Here is a 23478-nt window from a genome sequence, read left to right on the forward strand (position 1 = left end):
GAGCTGTGGAACCACCTGAATCCTTTCCGAACTCAGAAGTGAAACGCAGCATCGCCGATGGTAGTGTGGGGTCTCCCCATGTGAGAGTAGGTCATCGTCAAGCTCTTAAACAGAAGCCCCGTCAGCTTACGCTGATGGGGCTTTTTTCGTTGCGGGGTTTTAAAGCTGCTGTAGAAAACTGGCATTGGCCTGCCCGGATCTTTGATTTATCGTGTATCCGCTAATCAGGAGAAAGCCATGTCTGAAGATACTATTTTCGGCAAGATTGCCCGTGGTGAAGCCAATGCCAATATCGTTTATGAAGACGATCAGGTGTTGGCTTTTCGAGATTTATATCCCGCCGCACCAACCCATATTCTGATCATTCCACGTAAACCGATTCCCCGTCTCTGTGATTCCACGGTTGAAGACAAGCAGCTGCTCGGCCATATGTTACTGGTTGCCAATCAGGTGGCAGAGTCTGAAGGACTCGGGGACAAATTCCGCCTGGTTATCAACAATGGTGCTGATGCTGGCCAGTCTGTCTTCCATTTACATATGCACGTCATCGGTGGCCGCCCACTGAATTGGCCTCCAGGTTGAGCTGGAAGGGTAAGCTATGAAGTTTGAATCCATCAGAGCCAAGCTGAATGACGGCCGCTACCTGGTCGTTAATGACTGGCAATTGAATGAAGATCAGTTCTGGGCGATTACTGGTACCAATGGCAGTGGCAAAACGGCGCTGTCGGCCTTGCTGGGAGGCAATCTCAAGCTGAGCCATGGGTCTGTTACGGCCAGTACTCATGATGTTGCCTACGTCTCGCTGGAGGCGCAGGCAGAAATGATTGAGCACGAGCGCAAGATTGACGAAAGCGACATCACGGACATGGCTTATAAAGGCACCTTGATTCGCGATCTGATTGCGCCGCTTGAAGGAATTGCTGATCTGATTGACGGTCTTGGCATTCGTCACTTATTGGATCAAGGTTTCAGCTCGCTGTCGACCGGTGAAAGTCGCAAGGTATTGTGGGTTAATCGCTTGCGTAAAACTCATGACGTATTGGTGCTGGACGAACCCTATGAGGGTTTGGACGCCGCCAGTCGGGTGTACGTCCGTGACTGGCTCGACCAGTTGGCAGCCAAGCGCCAACGGATTGTCTGGGTCGCGAATCGACTTGATGAACTACCTGACTGGATCACTCATGTGGCTTTTGTGCATAACGCTGAACTGATTGCACAGGGCGATAAGGCCACTGTACTGGCCATGCCGGAAGTTGCTGCCTTGATTGAATTTGATCAGGAACTACCTGAGTTACCAGCACCTCCGGCGACTCCCTTGCAGCTGGATAATGGTGAGCCACTGGTTCGACTGCTGGATGGCAGTATCCGTTACGACGAACGCATCCTGTTTGAAGGCTTGGACTGGCAGATTCAACCGGGTCAGCACTGGGCGGTACAAGGGCCTAACGGGTGTGGCAAGACCAGTTTGCTGCAGATGCTGACGGGGGATAACCCTCAGTGTTATCGCAATAACCTGCGGCTGTTTGGTATCCAGCGGGGATCGGGTGAAAGCATCTGGGATATCAAGAAGCACATCGGCATTGTGTCGGCATCGCTGCAATGGCAATACCGGGCGTCAACCAATGTGATCAGTGCGCTGATTTCCGGTCTGCATGACAGCATCGGGCTGTACAAGTCGGTTGGTGATGCTGACAAGAAGCTGGCGTTACAGTGGCTGGATATTCTTGGCTTGCGTGACAAGGCGAACAAGAGCCTCAAGCATCTATCCTATGGCGAGCAGCGTCTGGTGCTGATTGGCCGCGCCTTGATCAAACAACCGGCGTTGCTGATTCTCGATGAGCCCTGTCAGGGGTTGGATGACATCAGTCGTCATATGGTGCTGGCGTTTATCAATCGGCTGGTATCGCAGCAGCGTATGACGATGTTGTACGTGACGCACCATGCGGATGAGATACCAACAGAGTTCGCTCACCGCCTGCAGTTTGAACCGGATGCAACCGGCCACAGCCGGATTCGTATGATTACTCCGGTGGCGTAAGTGCTAACAGGGCCTGCCCGTCGGCCATAGGCTAGCGGGCAGTTTCATCATCCAGCGCTGCCGGTGTGCTGGTTGTCTTGCTGGCGGCGATTTCGGCTTTTAACTGGTTGATCTGAACTTCCAGTGCTTCGATCTGTTTTTCCAGCGGCTGACGAATACGGGCAGTCTGCTCTTTGGCTTTCTGGACCAATGCCAGGGTTTGATCCATAAAGGCCATATTGCGCAAGTCGCCGACTTCCAGCGCTGCTGCCAATTGATGCAGGTAGCCTTCAAAACGCAGGGCGGCCTGCTCGGCATCATCGACTTTCATATTGACGATCGCTTCCGCTTCCCGGCCAATGTACAAGGCGTGCTGGGCGGCTCTGAGCGCCTGTAATCCTGTTTCGGCACAGAGCTGGCGATCCTGGAAGTATTCGCGAATAGTGTCTTCAGCCTGGTCTGTTAATTCTTCGGCCTGACGGAATGTCTGGGGCGCGAAGTCGTCAACATTTTCCTTTCTGGCCTTGGTCAGTGTTTGGGCGGCAGGACGCCAATGGATCTCAAGCATGGTGTCACGTTCGAGATCGGTCATATCGGCCAGGACGTCTTCAACATCATCATTGATGGCATCGTCCTTGCCCGCTTCAATTTGACGGGCTAGGTCGGTAATCTGGTCGCGAATATCGCGAAAGTCTTTTGGCAGTACCTTGTCGGCCTTGATCTCTTCCAGCTCGGTTTTGCGTGCCAGCGCAGCCTGCAGCAGTTTTGCAACCCGTACACGAGTAATAGTGGCGCTGTCATAAAGAGCCAGTACCCGGGCAGAAGCTGAGACGGATTTATCCGCATTACCTTCGAGGTCATCCTTGCGGGCGAGCTTGATGGCGTCATTCATCTGCTGCCAGTGCAACGGTGTCAGTAAGGCAAAGTTCTCGCTCTTACCCTTGTTGATGGCTTCTTCGGCCTTGTCGAGCGCGCTCTGGGTGTCGCCGGTGAGTTGTCCTGCCTTGATTGCAGCTTGATTTTCCAGGCTGGCCTCATTGGCGATGTGTTTGGTCGCGCAGCCGGAAACAGACAACAAGCCAGCCAGCATCAGCGCAGCCAGAACTCGATTAACCGGGTATTTCATGGAGTTCGCTTCCTTCTACGGCAGCGAGGGAGGCTGCCGCAGTGGTTCAGGTCAGTCTTACTATAAGACTGACCATGGTGTGACAGGTTCTCGATCAGGGATTAATCGAGTAATGATTTGTCACGAACAGCACCCTTGTCAGCACTGGTAGCGAACTTGGCGTAGGCTTTCAGGGCTGTGGTGACTTTACGAGGACGATCTTCTGCGGGTTTCCAGCCCTTGGCATCCTGTTCAGCACGACGTTGTACCAGTTCGGCATCGTCGAGCAGTACATCAATGCTGCGGTTTGGAATATCGATCCTGATCGGATCTCCGTCTTTCAGCAGGCCGATGGCACCGCCGGAAGCCGCTTCTGGAGAACAGTGGCCGATAGACAGGCCGGAGGTACCGCCAGAGAAGCGACCGTCAGTCAGCAGCGCACAGGCTTTGCCCAGGCCTTTGGATTTCAGGTAGGAAGTTGGGTACAGCATTTCCTGCATGCCCGGGCCACCTTTCGGTCCTTCGTAGCGAATGATCACGACGTCGCCAGCCTGAACTTCGTCTGCCAGGATGCCTTTAACGGCGCTGTCCTGGGATTCAAAAATCTTCGCCTTACCTTCAAACACCAGAATGGACTCGTCCACACCAGCAGTTTTTACCACACAGCCATCTTCAGCGATGTTGCCGTACAGTACTGCCAGACCACCTTCCTTGGAGAACGCGTGCTCGTAGGAGCGGATACAGCCGTTTTCGCGGTCGCCGTCGAGGGTTGGCCAACGCGTGCTCTGGCTGAAAGCGATCTGGGTTGGAATACCGGCAGGGCCTGCCTTGAAGAATTCCAGCACGGTTTCAGACGGGCTAAGCATGATGTCCCACTGGTCGAGGGCATCTTTCAGGGTTTTGCTGTGAACGGTTGGCAGGTTGCTGTGCAGCAGACCGGCACGATCCAGCTCGCCCAGAATACCCATGATGCCACCGGCGCGGTGAACGTCTTCAATATGGTATTTCGGAGTGTTCGGAGCCACCTTGCACAGCTGTGGAATGGTGCGGGACATACGGTCGATGTCTTTCAGATCGAAATCGACTTCCGCTTCCTGAGCCGCGGCCAGCAAGTGCAGGATGGTGTTGGTGGAACCACCCATGGCGATGTCCAGCGTGATGGCGTTTTCAAACGCTTCAAAACCGGCGATAGAGCGTGGCAGTACTGATTCGTCTCCGTCTTCGTAATAACGCTTGGCGTTTTCAACGATCAGACGGGCAGCTTTCAGGAACAGCTGTTCACGGTCGGCATGCGTCGCAACCACAGTACCGTTACCTGGCAGTGACAGGCCGATGGCTTCGGTCAGACAGTTCATTGAGTTGGCGGTGAACATGCCGGAACAGGAACCACAGGTCGGGCAAGCGCTGCGCTCGTATTCGGCAACCTGCTCATCGGTAGCCTTGTCGTCAGCGGCGATCACCATGGCATCAACCAGGTCGAGCTTGTGTTCGGACAGCTTGGTCTTGCCTGCTTCCATCGGGCCACCGGAAACAAACACCACCGGAATATTCAGGCGCAGGGCAGCCATCAGCATTCCCGGGGTGATCTTGTCACAGTTGGAAATACACACCAGCGCGTCGGCGCAGTGAGCATTGACCATGTACTCGACCGAGTCGGCGATGATTTCACGGGAAGGCAGGCTGTACAGCATACCGTCGTGACCCATGGCGATGCCATCGTCGACGGCGATGGTATTGAATTCCTTGGCAACACCACCGGCGGCTTCAATTTCACGGGCAACCAGCTGACCCAGATCTTTCAGGTGAACGTGGCCAGGCACAAATTGGGTAAAGGAGTTGGCAATGGCGATGATCGGCTTGTGAAAGTCTTCATCGGTCATACCAGTGGCGCGCCACAGTGCGCGGGCGCCAGCCATGTTACGACCGCCGGTGGAGGTCTTGGAGCGATACTCAGGCATGCTGTCTCTCTTACTGCGTTTTATCTGGTTGCAGGCAACTGTCGCAACAAGGTGCTCCGACAGCCGGTTGTTGGGTCCGTGATTGCTGGATCTGGCAGGCTTTATATCGCTGTCAGAATGCCATCAGGCGGGGACCTCGCGCCAAAAGGGCCAATATTCTAACAAAAGCCGGAAGTCTTCACAGTGTGATGTTGCGACAGCTTGTTGCTTTATTAACCAGTCTGGCGCAACGACTTATCCAGTGTTTCTGTGGATAAAATTCGGGATAACTTTGGGGCAACCGCGTGCAGCCCTGATTGCAGCTCTGTGGCTTGCCGATTGATTGAAAAATGATCAAAACAAGTTTGGCCTGGATTGTTCAACCTGCATGCTAAAAGGCTTTTAAATCATTGTGTTGGCCGAAGATGTTTGTGTGTTTTTTCATCAGTTGGCCGTAACTTGACCAACGATGATCAGATATTAAACACACTGATAACAACATGGGCGGCTATTCATTTTGTGGATAACCACCAGTGGAAACAGAACAGATCTGTGAATAACTTATGGATGAGATCAGGATAGCGCGTGTATAAGCGGATTTTTCTGCTCAAAAAATAATCTTGGGGATGCGAGTGAATTTTCCGGTCAGCATAAGCGGGGCGCCCGTTCGGTATCCAAACGGCCCGGCAACCGGATTGGGAACAAGGTCCTGCAGTGGCCAATATCGGCTGCTATTCTTCACCCCGACTGCCGAATTTGAGATACTTCGGCCCCTTTCTCTCAATACCAGTCTGATTCCCTGCTTATGAAACCGCAAATCGCCGAGTTGTTGTCTGCCGCCATTGTTCAACTGAAACAGGATGAAGTGCTTCCTGCTGACTTCGAACCCCGTATTCAGATCGAAAATACCCGCGACAAGGCGCACGGCGACCTGGCCACCAACCTTGCCATGATGCTGGCCAAACCGGCGGGCAAGAATCCGCGCGAACTGGCTCAGCTGCTGGTCAACGCCATCCCGGCTAACGGTCTGGTGGCAAAGGTCGAGATTGCCGGTCCTGGTTTTATCAACTTCTTCCTGAGCCAGGCGTCTACGGCCAATCTGGTAAAAGCCGTACTGGACGGTGCGGACCAATACGGTCGCAACAACTCTGGTGAAGGCAAGAAGGTGCAGGTTGAGTTCGTATCGGCCAACCCGACTGGCCCGCTGCACATTGGTCACGGCCGTGGTGCTGCTGTTGGCGACTGTATCTGTCGTCTGCTGGAAGCCAATGGCTGGGATGTTACCCGTGAGTTCTACTACAACGATGCTGGTGCCCAGATTAATAATCTGGCGCTGTCAGTACAGGCTCGTTGCAAGGGCCTGACTCCGGATGACGCCAGCTGGCCAGAAGATGGCTACCGTGGTGAATACATCGTCGATCTGGCCAACAGCTATATGAACGGCGATACCGTAGAGTCCGAAGACCAGTCTTTTACCGGTGCCAAAGACGCCGATGATCTCGACGCTATCCGTCACTTTGCGGTGGCTTACCTGCGTCGTGAACAGGATCTCGACCTCAAGGCCTTTGGTGTCGACTTCGATGTTTATTTCCTTGAATCCTCCTTGTATACCGAAGGCAAGGTAGAAGAAGCGGTTCAGACCCTGATCCAGAACGGTTACACCTACGAAGACGGCGGCGCCCTGTGGCTGCGTACCACCGACTTCGGGGATGACAAAGACCGCGTGATGCGCAAAAAAGACGGTGGCTACACCTACTTTGTGCCAGACGTCGCTTACCACCTGAACAAGTGGCAGCGTGGTTTCTCCCGCGTAGTGAACGAGCAGGGTGCGGATCACCACTCCACCATCACCCGTGTTCGTGCTGGTTTGCAGGCGCTGAATACCGGTATTCCACAAGGCTGGCCGGATTACGTGCTGCACCAGATGGTGACCGTGATGCGTGGTGGTGAAGAAGTGAAAATTTCCAAGCGTGCCGGCAGCTACGTGACCCTGCGTGACCTGATTGATGAAGTGGGCCGTGATGCCACCCGTTATTTCCTGGCGGCTCGTAAAGCGGACGGTCAGCTGACCTTTGATATCGATCTGGCTCGTGAACAGTCTTCCGACAACCCGGTTTATTACATCCAGTACGCCCACGCGCGGGTTTGCTCGATTTTCCGCAAACTGACGGAAGCTGGCTGGAGCTGGGACAAGGAAACCGGTTTGGCTTCGCTCGACAAGCTGGAACTGGATTCCGAAAAAGAACTGATTGTGAAGCTGGGGCGTTTCCCGGAGGTCGTGACGTCTGCCGGTGCAGCCAATGAACCGCATCAGGTCGCCAACTATCTGAAAGATCTGGCCGCAGATTTCCACACCTACTACAACTCCGAGAAAACCCTGGTTGAAGACGAAGCCCTGCGTAATGCCCGCCTGACACTGGCGGAAGCTGTCCGTCAGGTACTGGCTAACGGTCTGTACCTGCTGGGTGTCAGCGCGCCGGAAGAAATGTAAATCCGATTGTCACGGTGCGACGGCACACTGTCGCACCGTCACTTGTTCGCAGGAATAGAAAATGTCTGACAGTCGAGTCCCCGGATGGGTCTGGATTACAACCCCGGCACTGGCACTGGCCTTTGTAGGCTTTGTGATCTATCTGAGCACCTTGCCGTCCAGCGACGAACTGGCTGCGGTGAAGGGTGATGCCCGTTCGGTACTGCAACAGGGAATTGATCGCGCCAAGGCAACGGTGAAGGAAAAAGCCTCTGCCAGCCTGCCAGAAGAAGCCAAACCGGCCTACGATTTCTATCGGTTGCTGGAAGAGCAGAAGGTTGAAGCGCCAAAAGTCGATGCCTACGTCTCGACCCCCAAGGATGCCGAGGTCAACTATCAATATGTTCTCCAGGCTGGTGCGTTCCGTAACGCCAGTGATGCTGACCAGATGCGCGCCAACCTGTTATTGCTGGGCCTGAATGCCTATCAGGAAGGTTCAACAGTGAATGACAGCACCTGGCACCGGGTGTATGTTGGCCCTTTCACCAATCGTTCGAAACTGAACAAGGCGATGGATATTCTGGTCAGTAATAACATTAGTCCACTGACCCTTAAACGCCCCCTGCCGCAAGCGGACGCCACCAAGAAGTAATCCCCGACCTGCTGGCAGTATCAGGAATCACTATCAAGGAGGTGACTCGTGACCCAGCAGGCTCAAACGCTTTCCTACCAATACCAGACCGCCGAAGGCCCGCGTACGGGCAGTTATCTTTATTGGCCCAACCGCGACAGCCGGGCCAATGCTCCCGTGCTGGTGTGTGTCCATGGTCTGACCCGCAACGCCCGTGATTTCGATCCCCTGGCGCAAGCCTTGACCGATGGCTATCAGGTCGTCTGTCCTGACGTGGCTGGCCGTGGCGACAGCCAATGGCTGAAGAACCCTGCCAACTATGGTTATCCACTCTACGTTGGCCAAATGCACCAGTTGCTGCAGCAACTGATGTTGAAACACAAGGTCAGTGAATTCGACTGGGTCGGCACCTCCATGGGAGGTCTGATCGGCATGATGCTGGCGGCGCAGCCGATTTGTCCGCTGCGTAAACTGGTAATGAACGACGTGGGCTTCTTTATTCCCAAGGCATCACTGGATCGACTGGCCAGCTACGTCGGCAAGTCGACTGACTTTACCAGCCAGCAGCAGGTGGAAGACTATCTGCGTGAGGTTGCTGCAACCTTTGGTCCGCTGACCGATGAGCAGTGGCAGCACCTGGCTCGCTACGGCGCCACCGAACATAATGGCAAATGGCGGCTGCGTTATGATCCGGCGATTTCTGATGCTTTCGCTGGGGTGCCGATGACCGATGTGGATCTGTCTGGCATCTGGCAGGCTGTCAAGGTTGATACCCTGTTGATTCGTGGCAAGGACTCCGATCTGTTGTTGCCGGAAACGGCGCAGGCAATGGCGCGGCAGTCGAATGTAACGCTGGTGGAATTTGCCGGTATTGGCCATGCTCCGGCCTTGATGGCGCGTGATCAGATTCGAGCGATCCGGCAGTTTTTACTCGGTAAGGAATAGTTCAGCGCCAGCGAGGGAAATAAAAAGGCGCGTGCCGGACGACTGGCGAGCACGCGCAAAGATGAAGGTGCTGGCCAACGGAGTAGCCAGCGGCTTGTATTACCCCCGTAATACAAGCCATGCCGCCATATGACCGGGAGGAAGTGGTCGGCGGCAAGGTAATGAGCATCCTGCTCATCGGAACTGCCTGCTTGGATCAGGCAACTCAGGTTCAGTCAGAATCAAACTCAGAACGAAACTTTCACGCCTGCGCCGAAGTTGTCGTTGTCCGACTCGGTGTATTTACCCATTTCAGCCCACACCGACAGATTGTCATCAACCTGGTATTTCACCTGCGCCAGCTTGGCGGTGTCTTTGGTCAGTACACCAGCGCTTGGTTCTTCACGGTTCTGCCAGGACACCGACATGCTCAGGGCATCGTGGATGTAAGTACCGGTAACGGCCTTGACGTCGAAGTCAGCACCGGCGCCGCCCAGAGCGATGTTTTTCTCGTAAACGCCCGCGAGGTGGAAGCTTTCCCAGTTGTAGTGAGACGCTACCACCCAGCGCTTACGATCGTCTTCGCCATTGGCCGCGCCGGAAGTCAGGCTCTTGTCGTAGGTTGACAGGTTCACACCAAACATGAACTTCTTGTCGTTGTAGACCGCGTGGATGATTTTCAGGTCGTCTGCTTCGCCAGACTGGTTATCCACAGAGGCGTACACCATCTTCACAAACATGTTGTTCCAGACCGGGGTTTTGTACACCAGACCGTCTTTCGACCATTTGGTCTGGGTCCACATACGGGAACCGTTAGGCGCGCCAGTCGGAGTGCTGTCCTGGGTGTTGATTTCAAACACGTCAACCGGTGCGTAGAATTCGGAATACACGCCAGACATGGCATCACCAAACGCAAACAGACCGTATTTGGTGATCAACGCAGCACCGGCGGCGCGAATGAAAATCGGATCTTCGGTCGAGGTGGCACCGTAGTACTTGCTGTAGGTGTTATCCGCTTCTGCCAGTGGCGCGAAGTCGGCTTCGAAGTTGTAGGCCAGCTTCATGCCGTTTTTCAGCACATGCAGACCTTTAACCCCGATAATTCCTTCGTACAGGGTTGGTGTTGCATCTACATCGTTACCGATAAAATCGGTATCAGAGTAGTTCACCATGCGGCCGCTGATGGTGCCGTAAACGGTGGGTGAACCGGCTGCCATAGCTTGCGCAGAGAGAGTCAGAACACATGCGCCAGTCAAAGCGGTGAGTGCCTGTTTCATAAGCAGAGTACCTCGGGTGCTGGTTATAAGTTGTTTCAAATAAGAAACGACGTTTTGTATTTAAAATTAAGCTAAGTGTGTATGCTCTCAACGTCAATTGCTGAACGACTGAAATTGTTGACATTGATACATGAGTAAGAGGTGAGGTCGCCGGGAAGCCGCTTTTGGTCAAAATTGTCCTTGGCGATTTATGGCCGCTGGTCGCCGCGTCGAGAGACGGTTTGACAATCTTCCTGTCCCTGTGCGAATTTGCCGGGCAAGTGTTCAGGTGGCTAACGGACCAGCACCGCGAACGGAGCAAATGGAGTGAACTGATGAGTGAAAAATCCGAAGGTCTGGAACGCTATGTGGTTCCGGGCCTTGAACGGGGTCTGAAGCTGTTGCTGGAATTCAACCGCCACAACGCGGCCCTGACAGCACCGGAACTGGCAAAACGGATGGAGCTGCCACGCACCACGGTTTTCCGTCTGCTGGCGACGCTGGAAATCATGGGCTTTGTGACCCGTCACGGTAACGAATACAAACTTGGCATGTCGGTGCTGCGGCTGGGCTTTGAATATCTGGCGTCGCTGGAGCTGACCGAACTGGGCCAGCCGGTGCTGAATCGTCTGAGCCAGGAAATCGGTTACAGCTGCAACCTGGTGGTACGGGACGAGCGTTCGATTGTCTACGTCGCCAAGGTCACGCCGCCAGGCATTCTGGCCAGCACGGTAACGGTCGGCACCCGCTTGCCAGCCCACGCCACCGTACTGGGGCGTATTCTGCTGGAAGATCTGAGTCTGTCCGAACTGCGTGAGCTGTATCCGGAAAACCAGCTGGAAGGCTATTCCTCGAATACCCCGCAAACCGTCGAAAGCCTGCATGACATGGTGCAGCAGGATCTCAAACGCGGTTATGCGCTCAGTGAAGGTTTCTACGAATCCAGTATTTCCACCATAGCTGCACCGGTGCGTGATGGCACTGGCAAAATCGTTGCTGCTTTGGGCGCGACCATTCCTTCCAGCCACATCGATGACGAACAGCTGTCACCCATGGTCAGCAAGGTCAGAACCAGCGCTGAGGAACTCTCCCGTCTGTTGGGATATACCCGCGCTCGCGGTTACTAACGATCGTTCAGGGTCGCTTTGCCAGCGGCCCTGAAGTCGTGCACAAATCTGGTTTCAGCGGCTGGATCTGTGTCAGTCGGGTGCAGCAGAGACAAACGCCAGAGTTGTTCAAACGCTGGCTGCTGTGTTTCATTGGTCCCGGCTGGTCTTACTGAAATTCCCTATCCTGTTGAATATAAAGACTTATTTCTTCTCTTACCGATATTGATTCGGCAGAGTCCGGGTTGATGGTGAACGATAAACGGGAAATTGGCATTGGAACTGCTTGATTCAAAAAAGAAACGATGTTTTTTATGTGAATCATATGCTTGTAGAGCGACTGTTAGGCAGCTTTTGTGTAAGCGTTTGGGCAGGTGTTTGGTCTGACACCGGGCTAACCAATCCCGCATGGCTGCCGGGATTGGTCAGTCGGTGTCGGCTGAGCCCTGACGATCTGTGATTAGTGATCAGCGCTCAGAGCGGGCAAACGAAATCGCAATGGCGACCTGCATGCCTTTGGGGGGACGATCAAATGGCGCACTGGCATTGGCTGCTGCCAGCGCCCGTTGATCGAGCTGGGGAAAACCACTGCTGCGGGCCAGATGCAGGCTGCCTGGTTCCAGCTGACCGTTGTCCTGCAAACGGAAACTGACCACCGGCGTACCGGTCTGGCGATAGCGGCGGGCATCTTCGGGATACTCCAGATTGCCCTGAATCGACTGTTTCAACAGGGCCAGATAACGCTGCAGTGCCGACTTTGAAAGTTCCGGCTGTTTCAAAGCCTGCTCCACTTGTTGCTGTTTCTGGCCTGCATCGGTGGGCTGTTGTTCCGGTTGTTGTTGGGTCGGTGCCGCCTGCGCCAGCTGTGGCTGGGTCGGTGGCACCGGTTTGGGTTCGGGTGGTTTTTGCTCGACCTTGACCGGGCTTTCGGCTTGCAATGGTGCTTCTGTTACCGGCTCGGCCTCGGCCACCACCGCTGGTGTGGCAGCGACCGGCGGCGGTGTTGGATTGGCTTCGCTGGCCTGCTGGCTGACCTCCGGCTTGGCACCCAGTTGCTGCTGTTGTTGCTGTATCAGGCTTTCCAGGCCATCCAGCTCGATCACCAGCAACTGTTTTTGCTCATCTTTGGACTCTTCAGCCTGCAGATTCAGCCACCAGGGCATGGCGACCAGAGCGTGCAATGACAGCGAGGCCAAAGCCCCGTGCCAAAGGGTAAATGGGCGGCGACTCATCTCAGCCTCCTGCTTCCGTTTGAATGGCAACACGAGTGAAGCCAAGGGTTTTGAGTGCATCCATCACATCAACAAACTGCTGCAGCGCAATGCTCTTGTCGGCCCGCAGCAAAAACGGGGTCTGGCGATCCGTACCGCTGAGTGCCGCGTCCAGCTCAGGTACCTGCACCGGCAGGCTGTCCAAATACAACTGGCCGCTGGCATCCAGTTCCAGCATCCGTTGCTGTTCGCGGTCCTTGTCGGTGTTACTGGCACTGGGCAGATTGAGTGGAATCTTGCCGCTGACGATGAAACTGGAGGTCATCAGCACAATCGTCAGCAGCACCAGCATGATGTCGATGAAGGGGATCATGTTCATGCTCTCGAATGACTTGTCATCCATTGGCAATCTCCCATTTCAGCATCAACACCTTGGCGCGTCGCATCAGCAGGTTGTAGAGCACGACAGCGACCAGCGCCACCACCAGCCCGGCGGCAGTGGCTTTTAGCGCCAGTGCCAGTCCCACCATGATCTTGAGAGTATCGATGTTGGCGTCCATGCCCATTCGGTAAAAGGTCAGCATGATGCCCAGTACCGTTCCCAGCAAGCCGATATAGGGGGCATTGGCGGCCACCGTGGAAATCAGAATCAGCTTGTCAGACAAGGCCAGTTCGAGACTTTTGAGGTCGCTGAAATCGGCAATCTTCAACTGCCGATAACGAATGAGGCGTTCCAGCCCGACAGCGACGACCAGTACGCTGAGCAGCACCAGAAACACAATCACGCCATAGTCGATCACACCTGCCAACACATCCATATTCATACGCTTGCTCCGGTTCAGAAGGTCCAGCTTGCCTGGGCCCAGATTCGAGGGGATTTATCCTTGTCGCTTTCCGGTTGTTCAGAACCGGCTTTCCATGACGAACTGAGGTTGATCGTGAAATCGGCATAACGCACGGCTGCAGCTACCCCCAGTGATGACAGATGACGGCTGTTATCACTGTCGTCCCAGCGATCCTTGTTGACGGTCACGGCGCCGTAGTCGAACAGGGCGCTGAGTTGCACATAGTCATTGAGGCCATAGCGCAACTCGGCGTTGGTCAGCCAGCCGAGGTCACCCTGGGCTTCGCCTTGTGGATAGGCGCGCACACCACCGCTGCCTCCGAGGCTGAATTTTTCACCGCCGCCAAGGTTGGTGTTTGCCCATTGGCCACTGAAACGGGCATACAGGCTGAAACGGTCGTCCAGTCGTTGCAGTCGCACCACGGTTGGCCGAACGGTGTTAAAACCACCGATGGCCTGGGCACCCAGCTTGTCGCTGTTCTGGTCTTCGGTGCTGAGCATGTTGAAGCTGCCGTGGCCCCAGCTGAGCGCAAAGGCATTCATGCCGCCGCCGAACCAGGAGTCACGGTTGTTGCCTTCCAGTGTCAGGGTGTTTACCCGGTAGCGGTTTTTACTTTCTGTGCCCACCAGATCAATCATGTCATGCAGGCGGCGCCATTGACGGTCGAGCTTGACGTCGAGCCACAGATCGCGCCGGGCGATCAGTGGCTGGCGGATAAACAGCTGCCCGGAACGGGCGTTGCCATAGCTGTCGAGGTAGGAAAAGTCCTCGCCCAGCTGGTAGCGCAGCCAGGAGTAGCTGCCGCCGATACTGGTGCCCCAGCGCCCGACCGGCAGATCAACGCCGCCATAGTAGTACTGCTGGTCACCGTTACTGCCGATCAGGTTGACGTCGAAGCGTTCGCCCAGCCCCAGCAGGTTATTAACCTTCAGCATGGCCATCGCACGGTTGCTGCCGGTGAAACGGTTGCCGCCGTTATCCAGTATCAGCTTGCCTTGCAGGGTTGGTTCGGGTTGCAGGGTAACCAGCAAATCTGTCAGGCCAGTACTGTCGCCGGGGCTCAGTACTGCCTGGCTGGTGACGCCAGCGCGTTCATTGGTCAGCAATAACGCGCGTTCCAGTGCGTCGGAGCGAATGGCCTCACCCGTTTGCAGCAGGTCTAGCGGTGCCTGGCCAATACTGCGCAGGCGGGTATTGTTGGTCACCTGCAGTTTGCCCAGACGGCCTTCCAGTACCTGCATGGTCACCACTCCGTTCTCAATGGTCTGGGCGGGAATGATCACCCGGGTCAGCGGGTACCCCTGGTCACGGTAATAATGGGTAATACGGGCGGCAGCACCTTCCAGTTCGCCGAGGCTCATCTGACTGTCGGCCAAATCGGCCAGCAATGGCTGTAACTCGGCGTCTGAAAACACCTGGTTATCGACCAAACGAAAGCCTTTCACCAGCAGCGTGGTGCCGCCGGACGGTCGCGCTGCTGAATCGCCGCTGGCGGGCAGGGTCAGATCGAGTTCGCGTGGTGCGGGTAACTCGGCCTGGGGCTGGATTTCCCGCAATATCTGATCACCATCCGGGGCTGTCTGGGCCTGCGCCGTCAGTGACAGGGCTCCGAGTGGTAATAACAGCAGCTGCATGAGCGCGGGCAATCGACCAGAACTACAAGGTAATCGTTTCATGGACGGTCCTCCGCCAGACACGGTGAATGGCTACAGTCAGCAGGCATGGCAATACCGCCTTGCTGTATTTCAAACAGTGGATCGGGTTCATTCTGCTGGTGGAAGGTCACCCGGTCCGTCAAGGGTTGCAGCAGCTGTTGTTGGGCTATTTCCATTTCAATTGCCTGCAGCTGGTGGGCGGCACTGAGGCCGCTCTGGTGCTGGATCTCTGACGGCTCAGGCTCAGCCACTGCGGACCCCGCCAGCAGTGTCAGAGCCGACGGCAGCAGTGCTGCCCTGAGTAGCATGAGCAGGCCAGCTGGCGGACTAATACGGCTTGGTTTCAGTATGCTCACTGGTCTTCTCCCTGGCAGTTTTCGGTGGCTGGATCACAGTTGTCTTCGCTGAGTTGATAGATCACGCCATCAATTTCGATTTCGTGAACATCCGCGCTGTAGCTGCCGTCGTCCTGATCACCGCTGCCTTCGCGGGCGGCAATTAATGCCAGATCGTCGCTGGAGTCGCCGTCAAAGCGGTCGGCAGTGGATTCGGTTTCAGGCAGGTCTTGCTGGCTGGCATCTGCCGCAGCGCGGGCCGCTGTGGTGGCAGAGGTAGAGGTGTTGCCGTTGTTGGTATCCGAGTCGTCAGAATTCCCATCCTCCTCATCGGTGATGCTGTCTTCCGAGTTATCAACGGCCGATTGCGGCTCAAGGAGATAGGAGACTTCGCCACTGGACGTGGAGTTGGTGTAGCTGCCTTCTTCGTCGTGACCGACCAGGCCTCCCACGGCAGCGCTGCCGTTAACATTACCACTGGCACTGGAGTCGCTGATGCTGCCGCCTGTGTTCTCGCCGACCAGGCCGCCGACCATACTGCCGCCAGTGACGTTACCGGTGGCGCTGGAGTTGCTGATGGTGCCGTCTTCGAGGGTGCCGACCAGGCCGCCGACTCCGACACTCATGTAGGTGTAATAAGGGTCATCAGTTGAATCGGCATAAACATCCCCGCTGGCACTGGAATCCGAGACACTGCCACCCGACATATCGCCAATCAGGCCGCCAATACTGGTCTGGTAGAAATGGTCGTTTTCGACGTTGTAGGCGTAGATGTCGCCGCTGGCGGAGGCGTCAGTGATATCACTGTCGGTTGCCGCGCCGATCAGACCGCCGGTATAGCCGCCGCCATAGACATCGCCGCTGCTCCAGACGTGGCTGATCGTGGCGTTGGTCACACTGCCAAACAGGCCGCCAACATAGTAGGAAATATTTCCCGCAGTACCATCTTCCAGGTAGACGTCGTCACCGCTGATGGTGCCGGTGTTCCAGGCGTATTCCACAACCGAGTCCACCACGGTGCCATCGGAGGCGGTATAACTGATAAGTGAACCGACCAGACCGCCCACTGAGGAGTGGCTGGTAACGTCGCCAGTGTTGTAGGCATTGGTCAGGGTAAGCCCTGCCGCTTCGCCGATCAGCCCTCCGGTATGGCTTCCAGTGTTTGTAAAGTCCGCATTGGCGCTATCAGAGTAGTTTGAGGTGACCGTAGCTGAGGATGACACGTTGTTTGCGGTGCCCAGGTCGATGGCTCCGGCGATGCCCCCAACATAGCCATTTCTTTCCAGTCCACTGGTAATGGAGTTGTCGATATTACCGATGACTGATCCGCTGACATGGATATTTTCCAGGGTGATGTTGCTGCCATATCCCAGCAGTGCACCGAGATACCGGTAACCGGCAATATCGACAGCTTCCATGATCAGGTCGCGGAAAACCGCGTCGGTGGCCTGACCAATCAGAGCCGCGTAGTTTTCATGACCAGTATTAACCGTCAGGTTGGCAATGGTATTGCCCAACCCGGCCAATACGCCGGTAAAGGTGGTGACGACCGCTTCGGTATAGCTGTAGGCACTGGCGTCAATATCATTGGCGATGGCGTAATAACCGCTGCCGCCAGCGTCATTGATGGCTTCAATATCGTCCATGTCGTGCAGCAGTACATAATCGTTACCGTCGATAGTGAGGCTGGCATTGGCGCCACTGAGGGTAATGCCGGCGTCGGCATAGCCTGTGGTGTCGGCGTTGTAGTCCAGATGCTCACTGTTAATGGCGTAATCGCCCTCGATAATCAATCCGGCATTGGCGCCGCTGGCGTTCAGGCGGGCATTGATGTCCAGGGTGTCTGTGCTGGCCAGTCCAAGAGTGCTATCGCTGCTCCAGCTGATGTCATCACTGATGGTGATGCCGCCGTCCATGGCATTGAGCAGCAGGTTGCGTACGGCCAGTTGGGCTGCTACTTCGTCTGCGCTGAACAGGCCGCTGTCGCCAATGCTGATGGCAGGCACAGAGACGGACCAGGTCGCCGCTGCGCTGTCGTCGATCAGCGTCAGGCTGTCGAGGTTGAGGGTTTCACCGGCGGTTTCCAGCAGACCATTGCTGATGCTGGCGCTGCCACCGAAGGTGAGGGCACCACTGACGTCGTCCAACTGGTAATCGGTCAGCCCGGTGTCATCTGTGGTCAGCGTCAGTCCGGAAGTCGCGGCCAGCACCACACTGCCATTGGTGGCGCTGATATTGCCGGTCTGGCTGACGCCCTGGCTGCTGAGCAGCGCCACAAACCCACCATCGGCAATAACGATATCGCCTTCGCTGACGATTGAGCCGGTTTCACTGCTGCCGACGCTGAAAACGAACTGGCCGTCACCGTCCATCAGCTCGTCGTTGCTGAGACTGAGTGTGCTGGCGACCAGGGCGGCCACGTCGACGTAGGAGCTACTGCTGAACAGCACGCCATTGGAGTTAAGAATGAATACCCGGCCATTAGACAGCAGGGTGCCGTCAATAATACTGGCGGCATCGCCAACCACCCGGTTGAGCAGTACCGAACTGCCATCTGGCTGGGTGATGGTGACGGTTTCGCCTGCGTCAATCGAGAAGACCTGCCAGTTGATCCAGCTGCTGGATTCGGTGGTGGTGATGCTGGTGGTGTTGACATCATCGTCCAGGGTGACGCCATCACTGCTGGAGATGGCGACCCGCAAGGCTTCTGAAATAACAAAGTTGGTGTCGGCGCCTGCCAGGGTGTAGTTGGCGTTATCAATAGTCAGATTGCTGATGTCCAGCTCGTTGCTGCCTTCGTCACTCGACAGCAGGGTGGCGCTGCCGCTGAGGTTGACAGTATCGCCTTCCAATACACCCGAGAGGCTCAACTCGTCGGCGCTGATCGTCGTGCTGGTGAGCTCGGTATCTGTGGTGCTGCCATACACGGTTAATACCAGCGGGGTGATGCTGGCTTCCGTAGTACTGCTGTCGGAGGCCAGTACATAGTTGCCAGCACTGTCGCCAGCCAGGCTGATACCGCTGACGGTGACGGTCTGATCATCGCCGGCGTCGGCGCTGTCGAAGTCGGCACTGTCGTACTCCAGGCTCAGTTCACCACTGGCAAGGGCATCGGCAGCGAGACTGTCGGTGGTACTCAGAGTCACGTCGGCAGTGGTGGTGCCGTCGTAGGTCTTGTCACTGGCGCTGCTGCTGAGTTCCGAGCTGTCGACCACCCGTTGGGAGATCACCGCACTGGCGGTGTAGCTGTCGGCTGACAGCACGTAATTGGAGGCCTTGCCACCGTTTTCGCCATCGCTGACGCTGATGTTATCTACCGTAATGGTCTGGCTGGTGACGTAACCATCGCTCCAGGCGACATCGGCGGAGTCGTATGAGGCATCGTAGCTGATGGTAAGGGTCTGGTCGCCGACCAGCCCGGTAAAGCTGCTGTTGCCGTCAAGATCCACATCCGTGGTGCCGTCGTATTCCTTGGCGGCGTAGGTGGTGTAGTTGTTGTAGCTGAGGTTGATGGTGGCCGGGGTGACGGTGAACGTACCCATGACGTTGTAGCCATCAACACTGCTCACCGTCACATCGCTGGCATTGTAGTCACCGGCATCCAGATACCCCCAGGACAGGGCATCTTCGTCAATAGACAGCACATCGGCAGATGTGTCGCCTGCCTGCAGGCCATAAATGAGGAGACTCCCTGAGCTATAGGCATCTTCGCCGTAGTCCAGCGTTGTGTAGCTACTGAGTGAGTTGGATACATAAACCGCATTCAGAGCGGCCAGCATGGGGAAGCCGCTGCCAGCACTGCTCCAGATATCCGAATCAAAACCGACATAGCTGGAAAGATCGGAAGCTTCTTCAGCACTCAGCTCTGTGGTGAGATCGACGTAGTCTTCAGAGCCATCGTCGTCGACAGAGTCCACCGCCGTACCACCCTCATTATGGGTCCAGTAGCTGTTGCTGATGGTGCCTGTGTTGTAGGCAACAAAGCCATATACGGTCTTTGCAGAAGAGGCGTTACTGGTAAAGCGGGCATAACTGTTTTCAATGGTGCCGCTGTTAATGTAGGCAAAACCGGCAGCATGAGCTTTATTGCCGTCGAGCATATCGTAGGCGTAGGCATTGGTGATGGTACCGGTATTTTCGCCAACAAAACCACCGACCGTGCTTAGGCTAATGGCCATACTGCCGGTACCCGTTTCAGTGTCATGGTATGCATACGACTGGTCGATGGTGCCGTTATTCTGGCCAACAAAGCCACCGGCAATCAGGTCAGGAAAATCCTCTTCGTCATATCTACTGGAACCGGTACTGACCAGTAAGGTTGAATAGCTTTTACTGATCGTACCGTTGTTAACCCCGACCAGCCCGCCCAGGTAGGTCACTGTGGCCGCATCGGCAACGACGGTAGCACTGTTGTAGCGCGTGGAGCTGTTAACAATGACACCGCTGGTTTCATTGGTGCCCACCAGGCCGCCACCGATATTGACGATGTCGAGACTTCCTGCGTAGGTATAGCTGTTGGCCAGCAAGCCGTAGTTGATGCCGACCAGGCCACCAATGCTGGAGTTACCCTCGTCATCGGCCAGGGTATCTTTCACGCCGACTCCGCTACCGACGTTGATAATGCTGCCGTAGTTGATATTGGCCAGTGAACCAACAGCACTGGCTGAGCCGCTGCCCTGACCATAGATATAGCCAAGGGTCAGAATCAGGTTGGAGACCAGGGCGCTGCTTTCCAGTGTGCCGAACAGGCCGCTGGCAATGCCGCTGTTGTCATAGTCGTTGCTATAACTGAAGGTATGGCCAAAGCCGTTCAAGACACCGGCAAAACTGCTAATGGTCTGGTCATCAAAGCCATCACCCAGGTCTGCGCCCAGTACGTAGTAACCGTCGCTGGCAATATCGGCCAGCTGGCTGGCGTCGGTAATCACAGTATAGCTGTTGCCGTTCATCACCACGCTGACGGTTTCGTCCAGGTTGATCTGGCCAGTAAAGCTGCTATTGCCTCCCTGTTGGGTATACAGGCCGTAGAGAACGCCGTCCTCGTCGGTGCCAGTGCCGTAATTGGCGACCAGCCCGGCGTTGTCGCTGGCGGTCATCACGGCATTGACGTTGATGTTATGGGTGGCAGTCAGGGTCAGGGTGTTACTGCTCCAGCTGACATCGTCGGCAATGGTGATATCACCGTCGTCGCCACTGCCATCGGTCGATTGAATGGTGACATTGCTGGTTTGCAGGGCGCTGGTCAGGGCCGCTGCGGTCATATCGCCGTCGTCACCGACGGTAAAGCCATCCGGGTCGAGTAACCAGGTGCCGGTTGCCCCGTTCGCAGCAGTGGTGTCTATGCTGATGGCACTGGCGACGCTGAGGCTGCTGGCGCTGGTTTCAATCAGACCTCCGTCGCCGGAGATGCTGCCACCGGTGGCGGAATACTGGCCACCTACCTGGGTGTCTTGTTCGGCGTACACCACAATGGTGCCACCGTCGCCGCTGCTGCCAGCATTGGCCAGCAGGCTGCTGTCGTCGTCAATGCTGATGCTGGTGGCTTTGGTGAGGCTGCTGCTGTCAGTCAGACCGGTGGACTGGTAGTCGCTGCCCTGATAACCAGCGCCGATTTCAATGCTGCCACCGCCGGTGGTGCCTGACACATCCAGCGTGGCTGATGTGAGGCTGATGCTACTGCCGCTGATCTGGATGGTGCCGCCGCTGCTGGCTTGTTCGCCGTCTGCTGAAGAATAGGCTGCTGAGGTATCAAGAGTACCGGACACCTCAACAGCACCATCACCGCCGCTGAGCACTATGGTGCCGTTGTGGTCTTCCAGGCTGGCGGCCTGAATGATGCCGTCGTTATTCACCACTGTCTGTAACAGGCTGTCGGCGGCGCTGGCGGTCAGAATGACCTGGCCGCCATCGGCCTGAATCAGCTGGTGGTTGGCAACCAGAGCGCCGAGGGTGGCTTCGTCAATCGCCACAGAAAGCAGACCATCACCAGCGAAATCCAGCGTAATGACGTTCCCCGCCGCGAGAGCTACCGTACCCAGTCGGGCACTGATGACACCGTTGTTGGTGACGCTGCCGCCAAGCAGGGCAATGGCACCCCCGGCACTGTTGAGACTGCCATTATTGACCACCGCGGCATTATCGCCGTCACCACTGAACTGGTAATTACCTGCCAGAAAGTCGTCATCGTTGATGTCCAGGGTGGAGGCCACCAGACCGGCGGTATCCACCGATGCGTTTTCACCAAACAGGATGCCGCTGCTGTTGATCAGAAAGACTTTGCCGTTGGCACTGAGGCTGCCGTAAATCTCGGAAGCATCACTGGTGATGACCCGGTTCAGGGCAACTGAATCCGACGACGGCTGAATAAACACCACACTGTAGCCTTCACCAATGTCGAAGGTTTGCCAGTTGGTGATCAGGCTGTCGCTGCTCTGGTTAATGGCCATTTCAGTACCACTGGTGCTGATGCTGGCCTCGCCAGACACGACCTCGGCGCCGGTTGGTAAATCCGTTGCCAGAGCGGGCAGACTGCCCAGCAGGCAACAGGCGGACAAACCGCTGCGCATGGCAGAACGGGAAAGGGAACGGACCGTGACACCACGGCTGCGACTGCGACTGAGTTCAGAGGTTGCCTGATACTCACCCACGCTGGGGTTAAAGACCGTGCGATAACATCGGTTCATACAAAGACTCTCCCAATGCCAGGCCCACCAGCGCAGGCGGCATAGACATCAATAATGCGTTGTAACAGGGGAAAGCCCGATCAGCTGTCGCTGACCGGGCAAGGCGGGGTGGGATCAGAACGCCAGGCAATAATCCGCCAGTTCGGCCTGACCGGCGCTGCTGGCGAGCCAGGTCATGAAGGTGGCTACCGCGGTATCTACATTGGTTGTGCCGCTGTAGATCTGGATTGCTCCATGATCGTAGGTATCGTCAAACACATGATAGGTGGCACCGCTTGGCACGCTGACGGCGCCACTGCTGCAATGCAGTGCGGTCGGTACAAAGCCGGATTCCATCGTGCCGCTCGACACATTGTTGTCGACCATTTTGATGGTGCTGTATTGGGTGGTATCCGAGGAAGAGCTGATCGGAGAGTAATAATCATCGATCATATCTTCTGCGGCCACACCATAAGGCCCATTGGTTGGATTACAGATACCAATGCTGGGGCTGGTGTAGTTGGCAATAAAATTGGTGGGCCAGTTGGTAGAAACATCAATATTGCCATTGGACCAGTGCATCAGTTTGCCTTCAGAAACGACCACTGGCGACGTCACGCTACTTGGGTAATCGGCATAGATATCGTCTGGATAGTCGGTATCCGCCGAAATAAACAAGTTGTAGGTTGCGGTACTGCTGGCCAGGTCACTGATAATTTGGCTGGCATAGCTGCCAGATGAACCTGTTGCAATATCAAAATCGACAGTAAATCCCAGACCGCTATAGGCACTGGATGCCTTGAATGCCTGGATCACCGGGCCTTCGGTAGTGCCTGAACCCAGCGCATCTTCAAACAGCTTGGCAGCGGCAATTTCAACGGTAACCGCCTGGGCGGAAGCGCTGAAGGCGATGGCCATGGCGAGAGTGCTGATAACGGGCAGAACTTGCTTTTTCATCGTGTTGTTCTCCATCAAGTGTCACTGGTGAGGGTTACCCGCTCGGTGTTGCTACCACTTGCCAGCGCAGGAATTTGGCAAGCGAACACTTTTCTATGAATAAAAACTACATAACGATCCGTGAGGAGGAGATAGCAACCGATATACCAGCTGTGCTGTTACAGGCATAAGGTTCCAGTCAGCGAGTGTTGATAAGGGATAACTGGTTGTTTTTTATGTAAATAAAAAATATAACGATAGGGTTTCAGGGAGTTCTTATGGCGATTTTTGTCGGGAATTATGGCGTTCAATGACAAACAATGATGGTTATATGTAGTACAACTTCCTTTTAATGTCATAAATACGACACAAATCGGGTTGAATAGCC

General features: G+C 55.6%; 16 protein-coding genes and 1 rRNA gene. 7 read left to right on the top strand and 10 right to left on the bottom strand.

Going from position 1 to position 23478, the window contains the following annotated elements; genetic code table 11:
- The 3 genes from rrf to modF all read left to right on the top strand — a co-directional run.
- Nucleotides 1–103, top strand: a 5S ribosomal RNA gene (rrf, locus tag K6123_RS06845); the annotation flags it as partial.
- A 134-nt stretch (nt 104–237) separates the two neighbouring features.
- Entirely contained in the window at nt 238–582 is a 345-nt protein-coding gene (locus K6123_RS06850; protein WP_221795639.1) for a histidine triad nucleotide-binding protein, read from the top strand.
- Nucleotides 583–598: 16 nt separating this feature from the next.
- Nucleotides 599–2038, top strand: coding sequence for a molybdate ABC transporter ATP-binding protein ModF (gene modF / locus K6123_RS06855; protein WP_221795642.1), 1440 nt, complete (start codon nt 599–601; stop codon nt 2036–2038).
- Between the two features lie 31 nt (nt 2039–2069).
- On the opposite strand, the gene K6123_RS06860 is transcribed toward modF, so the two are convergent.
- On the bottom strand, nt 2070–3143 hold the full coding sequence (locus tag K6123_RS06860; protein WP_221795645.1) for a hypothetical protein: 1074 nt from the start codon (nt 3141–3143) through the stop codon (nt 2070–2072).
- A gap of 101 nt (nt 3144–3244) precedes the next feature.
- Nucleotides 3245–5080 (bottom strand): dihydroxy-acid dehydratase, encoded by a 1836-nt coding sequence (gene ilvD, locus K6123_RS06865; protein ID WP_221795647.1) that lies wholly within the window; start codon nt 5078–5080, stop codon nt 3245–3247.
- 784 nt (nt 5081–5864) lie between these two features.
- On the opposite strand from ilvD, the gene argS reads away from it, so the two are divergent.
- From argS to K6123_RS06880, 3 genes are all read left to right on the top strand, one after another.
- Nucleotides 5865–7550: an arginine--tRNA ligase gene (gene argS, locus K6123_RS06870; RefSeq protein WP_221795649.1), complete on the top strand. Its 1686-nt coding sequence runs from the start codon at nt 5865–5867 to the stop codon at nt 7548–7550.
- Between the two features lie 61 nt (nt 7551–7611).
- On the top strand, nt 7612–8181 hold the full coding sequence (locus K6123_RS06875; RefSeq protein WP_221795651.1) for an SPOR domain-containing protein: 570 nt from the start codon (nt 7612–7614) through the stop codon (nt 8179–8181).
- A 48-nt stretch (nt 8182–8229) separates the two neighbouring features.
- Entirely contained in the window at nt 8230–9105 is an 876-nt protein-coding gene (locus K6123_RS06880; protein ID WP_221795654.1) for an alpha/beta fold hydrolase, read from the top strand.
- A 227-nt stretch (nt 9106–9332) separates the two neighbouring features.
- Here the strand turns inward: K6123_RS06880 and K6123_RS06885 are convergent, their stop codons facing one another.
- Nucleotides 9333–10361, bottom strand: a complete 1029-nt coding sequence (locus tag K6123_RS06885) for a porin (RefSeq protein ID WP_221795657.1) — start codon at nt 10359–10361, stop codon at nt 9333–9335.
- 314 nt (nt 10362–10675) lie between these two features.
- Between K6123_RS06885 and K6123_RS06890 the strand changes: the two genes are divergently transcribed.
- Nucleotides 10676–11467, top strand: a complete 792-nt coding sequence (locus K6123_RS06890) for an IclR family transcriptional regulator (protein ID WP_221795660.1) — start codon at nt 10676–10678, stop codon at nt 11465–11467.
- 446 nt (nt 11468–11913) lie between these two features.
- On the opposite strand, the gene K6123_RS06895 is transcribed toward K6123_RS06890, so the two are convergent.
- The 7 genes from K6123_RS06895 to K6123_RS06925 all read right to left on the bottom strand — a co-directional run bounded on the left by K6123_RS06895 (nt 11914) and on the right by K6123_RS06925 (nt 23111).
- Nucleotides 11914–12678, bottom strand: a complete 765-nt coding sequence (locus tag K6123_RS06895; protein WP_221795663.1) for a TonB family protein — start codon at nt 12676–12678, stop codon at nt 11914–11916.
- Nucleotide 12679: 1 nt separating this feature from the next.
- On the bottom strand, nt 12680–13060 hold the full coding sequence (locus K6123_RS06900; protein WP_221795666.1) for an ExbD/TolR family protein: 381 nt from the start codon (nt 13058–13060) through the stop codon (nt 12680–12682).
- Nucleotides 13053–13481 (bottom strand): TonB-system energizer ExbB, encoded by a 429-nt coding sequence (gene exbB, locus K6123_RS06905; protein WP_221795669.1) that lies wholly within the window; start codon nt 13479–13481, stop codon nt 13053–13055. Before exbB ends, K6123_RS06900 begins: the two co-directional genes overlap by 8 nt.
- A gap of 14 nt (nt 13482–13495) precedes the next feature.
- Nucleotides 13496–15178, bottom strand: coding sequence for a ShlB/FhaC/HecB family hemolysin secretion/activation protein (locus K6123_RS06910; protein ID WP_221795672.1), 1683 nt, complete (start codon nt 15176–15178; stop codon nt 13496–13498).
- Nucleotides 15175–15513, bottom strand: a complete 339-nt coding sequence (locus K6123_RS06915; protein ID WP_221795676.1) for a hypothetical protein — start codon at nt 15511–15513, stop codon at nt 15175–15177. The genes K6123_RS06910 and K6123_RS06915 overlap by 4 nt, the downstream gene beginning before the upstream one ends.
- Nucleotides 15510–22175, bottom strand: coding sequence for a two-partner secretion domain-containing protein (locus K6123_RS06920; RefSeq protein WP_221795678.1), 6666 nt, complete (start codon nt 22173–22175; stop codon nt 15510–15512). Before K6123_RS06920 ends, K6123_RS06915 begins: the two co-directional genes overlap by 4 nt.
- A gap of 114 nt (nt 22176–22289) precedes the next feature.
- On the bottom strand, nt 22290–23111 hold the full coding sequence (locus K6123_RS06925; protein ID WP_221795681.1) for a molybdate ABC transporter substrate-binding protein: 822 nt from the start codon (nt 23109–23111) through the stop codon (nt 22290–22292).
- Between the last annotated feature and the right edge of the window lie 367 nt (nt 23112–23478).

It is taken from the genome of Oceanobacter mangrovi (assembly GCF_019740315.1).
GTDB classification, from domain to species: Bacteria; Pseudomonadota; Gammaproteobacteria; order Pseudomonadales; family Oceanobacteraceae; genus Oceanobacter; species Oceanobacter mangrovi.

Coding starts and splice junctions, on each gene's coding strand:
- K6123_RS06885 (WP_221795657.1), bottom strand. CDS start 10,361: ATGAAACAGGCACTCACCGCTTTGACTGGCGCATGTGTTCTGACTCTC.
- K6123_RS06860 (WP_221795645.1), bottom strand. CDS start 3,143: ATGAAATACCCGGTTAATCGAGTTCTGGCTGCGCTGATGCTGGCTGGC.
- K6123_RS06875 (WP_221795651.1), top strand. CDS start 7,612: ATGTCTGACAGTCGAGTCCCCGGATGGGTCTGGATTACAACCCCGGCA.
- argS (WP_221795649.1), top strand. CDS start 5,865: ATGAAACCGCAAATCGCCGAGTTGTTGTCTGCCGCCATTGTTCAACTG.
- K6123_RS06895 (WP_221795663.1), bottom strand. CDS start 12,678: ATGAGTCGCCGCCCATTTACCCTTTGGCACGGGGCTTTGGCCTCGCTG.
- K6123_RS06925 (WP_221795681.1), bottom strand. CDS start 23,111: ATGAAAAAGCAAGTTCTGCCCGTTATCAGCACTCTCGCCATGGCCATC.
- K6123_RS06890 (WP_221795660.1), top strand. CDS start 10,676: ATGAGTGAAAAATCCGAAGGTCTGGAACGCTATGTGGTTCCGGGCCTT.
- exbB (WP_221795669.1), bottom strand. CDS start 13,481: ATGAATATGGATGTGTTGGCAGGTGTGATCGACTATGGCGTGATTGTG.
- K6123_RS06910 (WP_221795672.1), bottom strand. CDS start 15,178: ATGAAACGATTACCTTGTAGTTCTGGTCGATTGCCCGCGCTCATGCAG.
- K6123_RS06850 (WP_221795639.1), top strand. CDS start 238: ATGTCTGAAGATACTATTTTCGGCAAGATTGCCCGTGGTGAAGCCAAT.
- K6123_RS06900 (WP_221795666.1), bottom strand. CDS start 13,060: ATGGATGACAAGTCATTCGAGAGCATGAACATGATCCCCTTCATCGAC.
- ilvD (WP_221795647.1), bottom strand. CDS start 5,080: ATGCCTGAGTATCGCTCCAAGACCTCCACCGGCGGTCGTAACATGGCT.
- K6123_RS06920 (WP_221795678.1), bottom strand. CDS start 22,175: ATGAACCGATGTTATCGCACGGTCTTTAACCCCAGCGTGGGTGAGTAT.
- modF (WP_221795642.1), top strand. CDS start 599: ATGAAGTTTGAATCCATCAGAGCCAAGCTGAATGACGGCCGCTACCTG.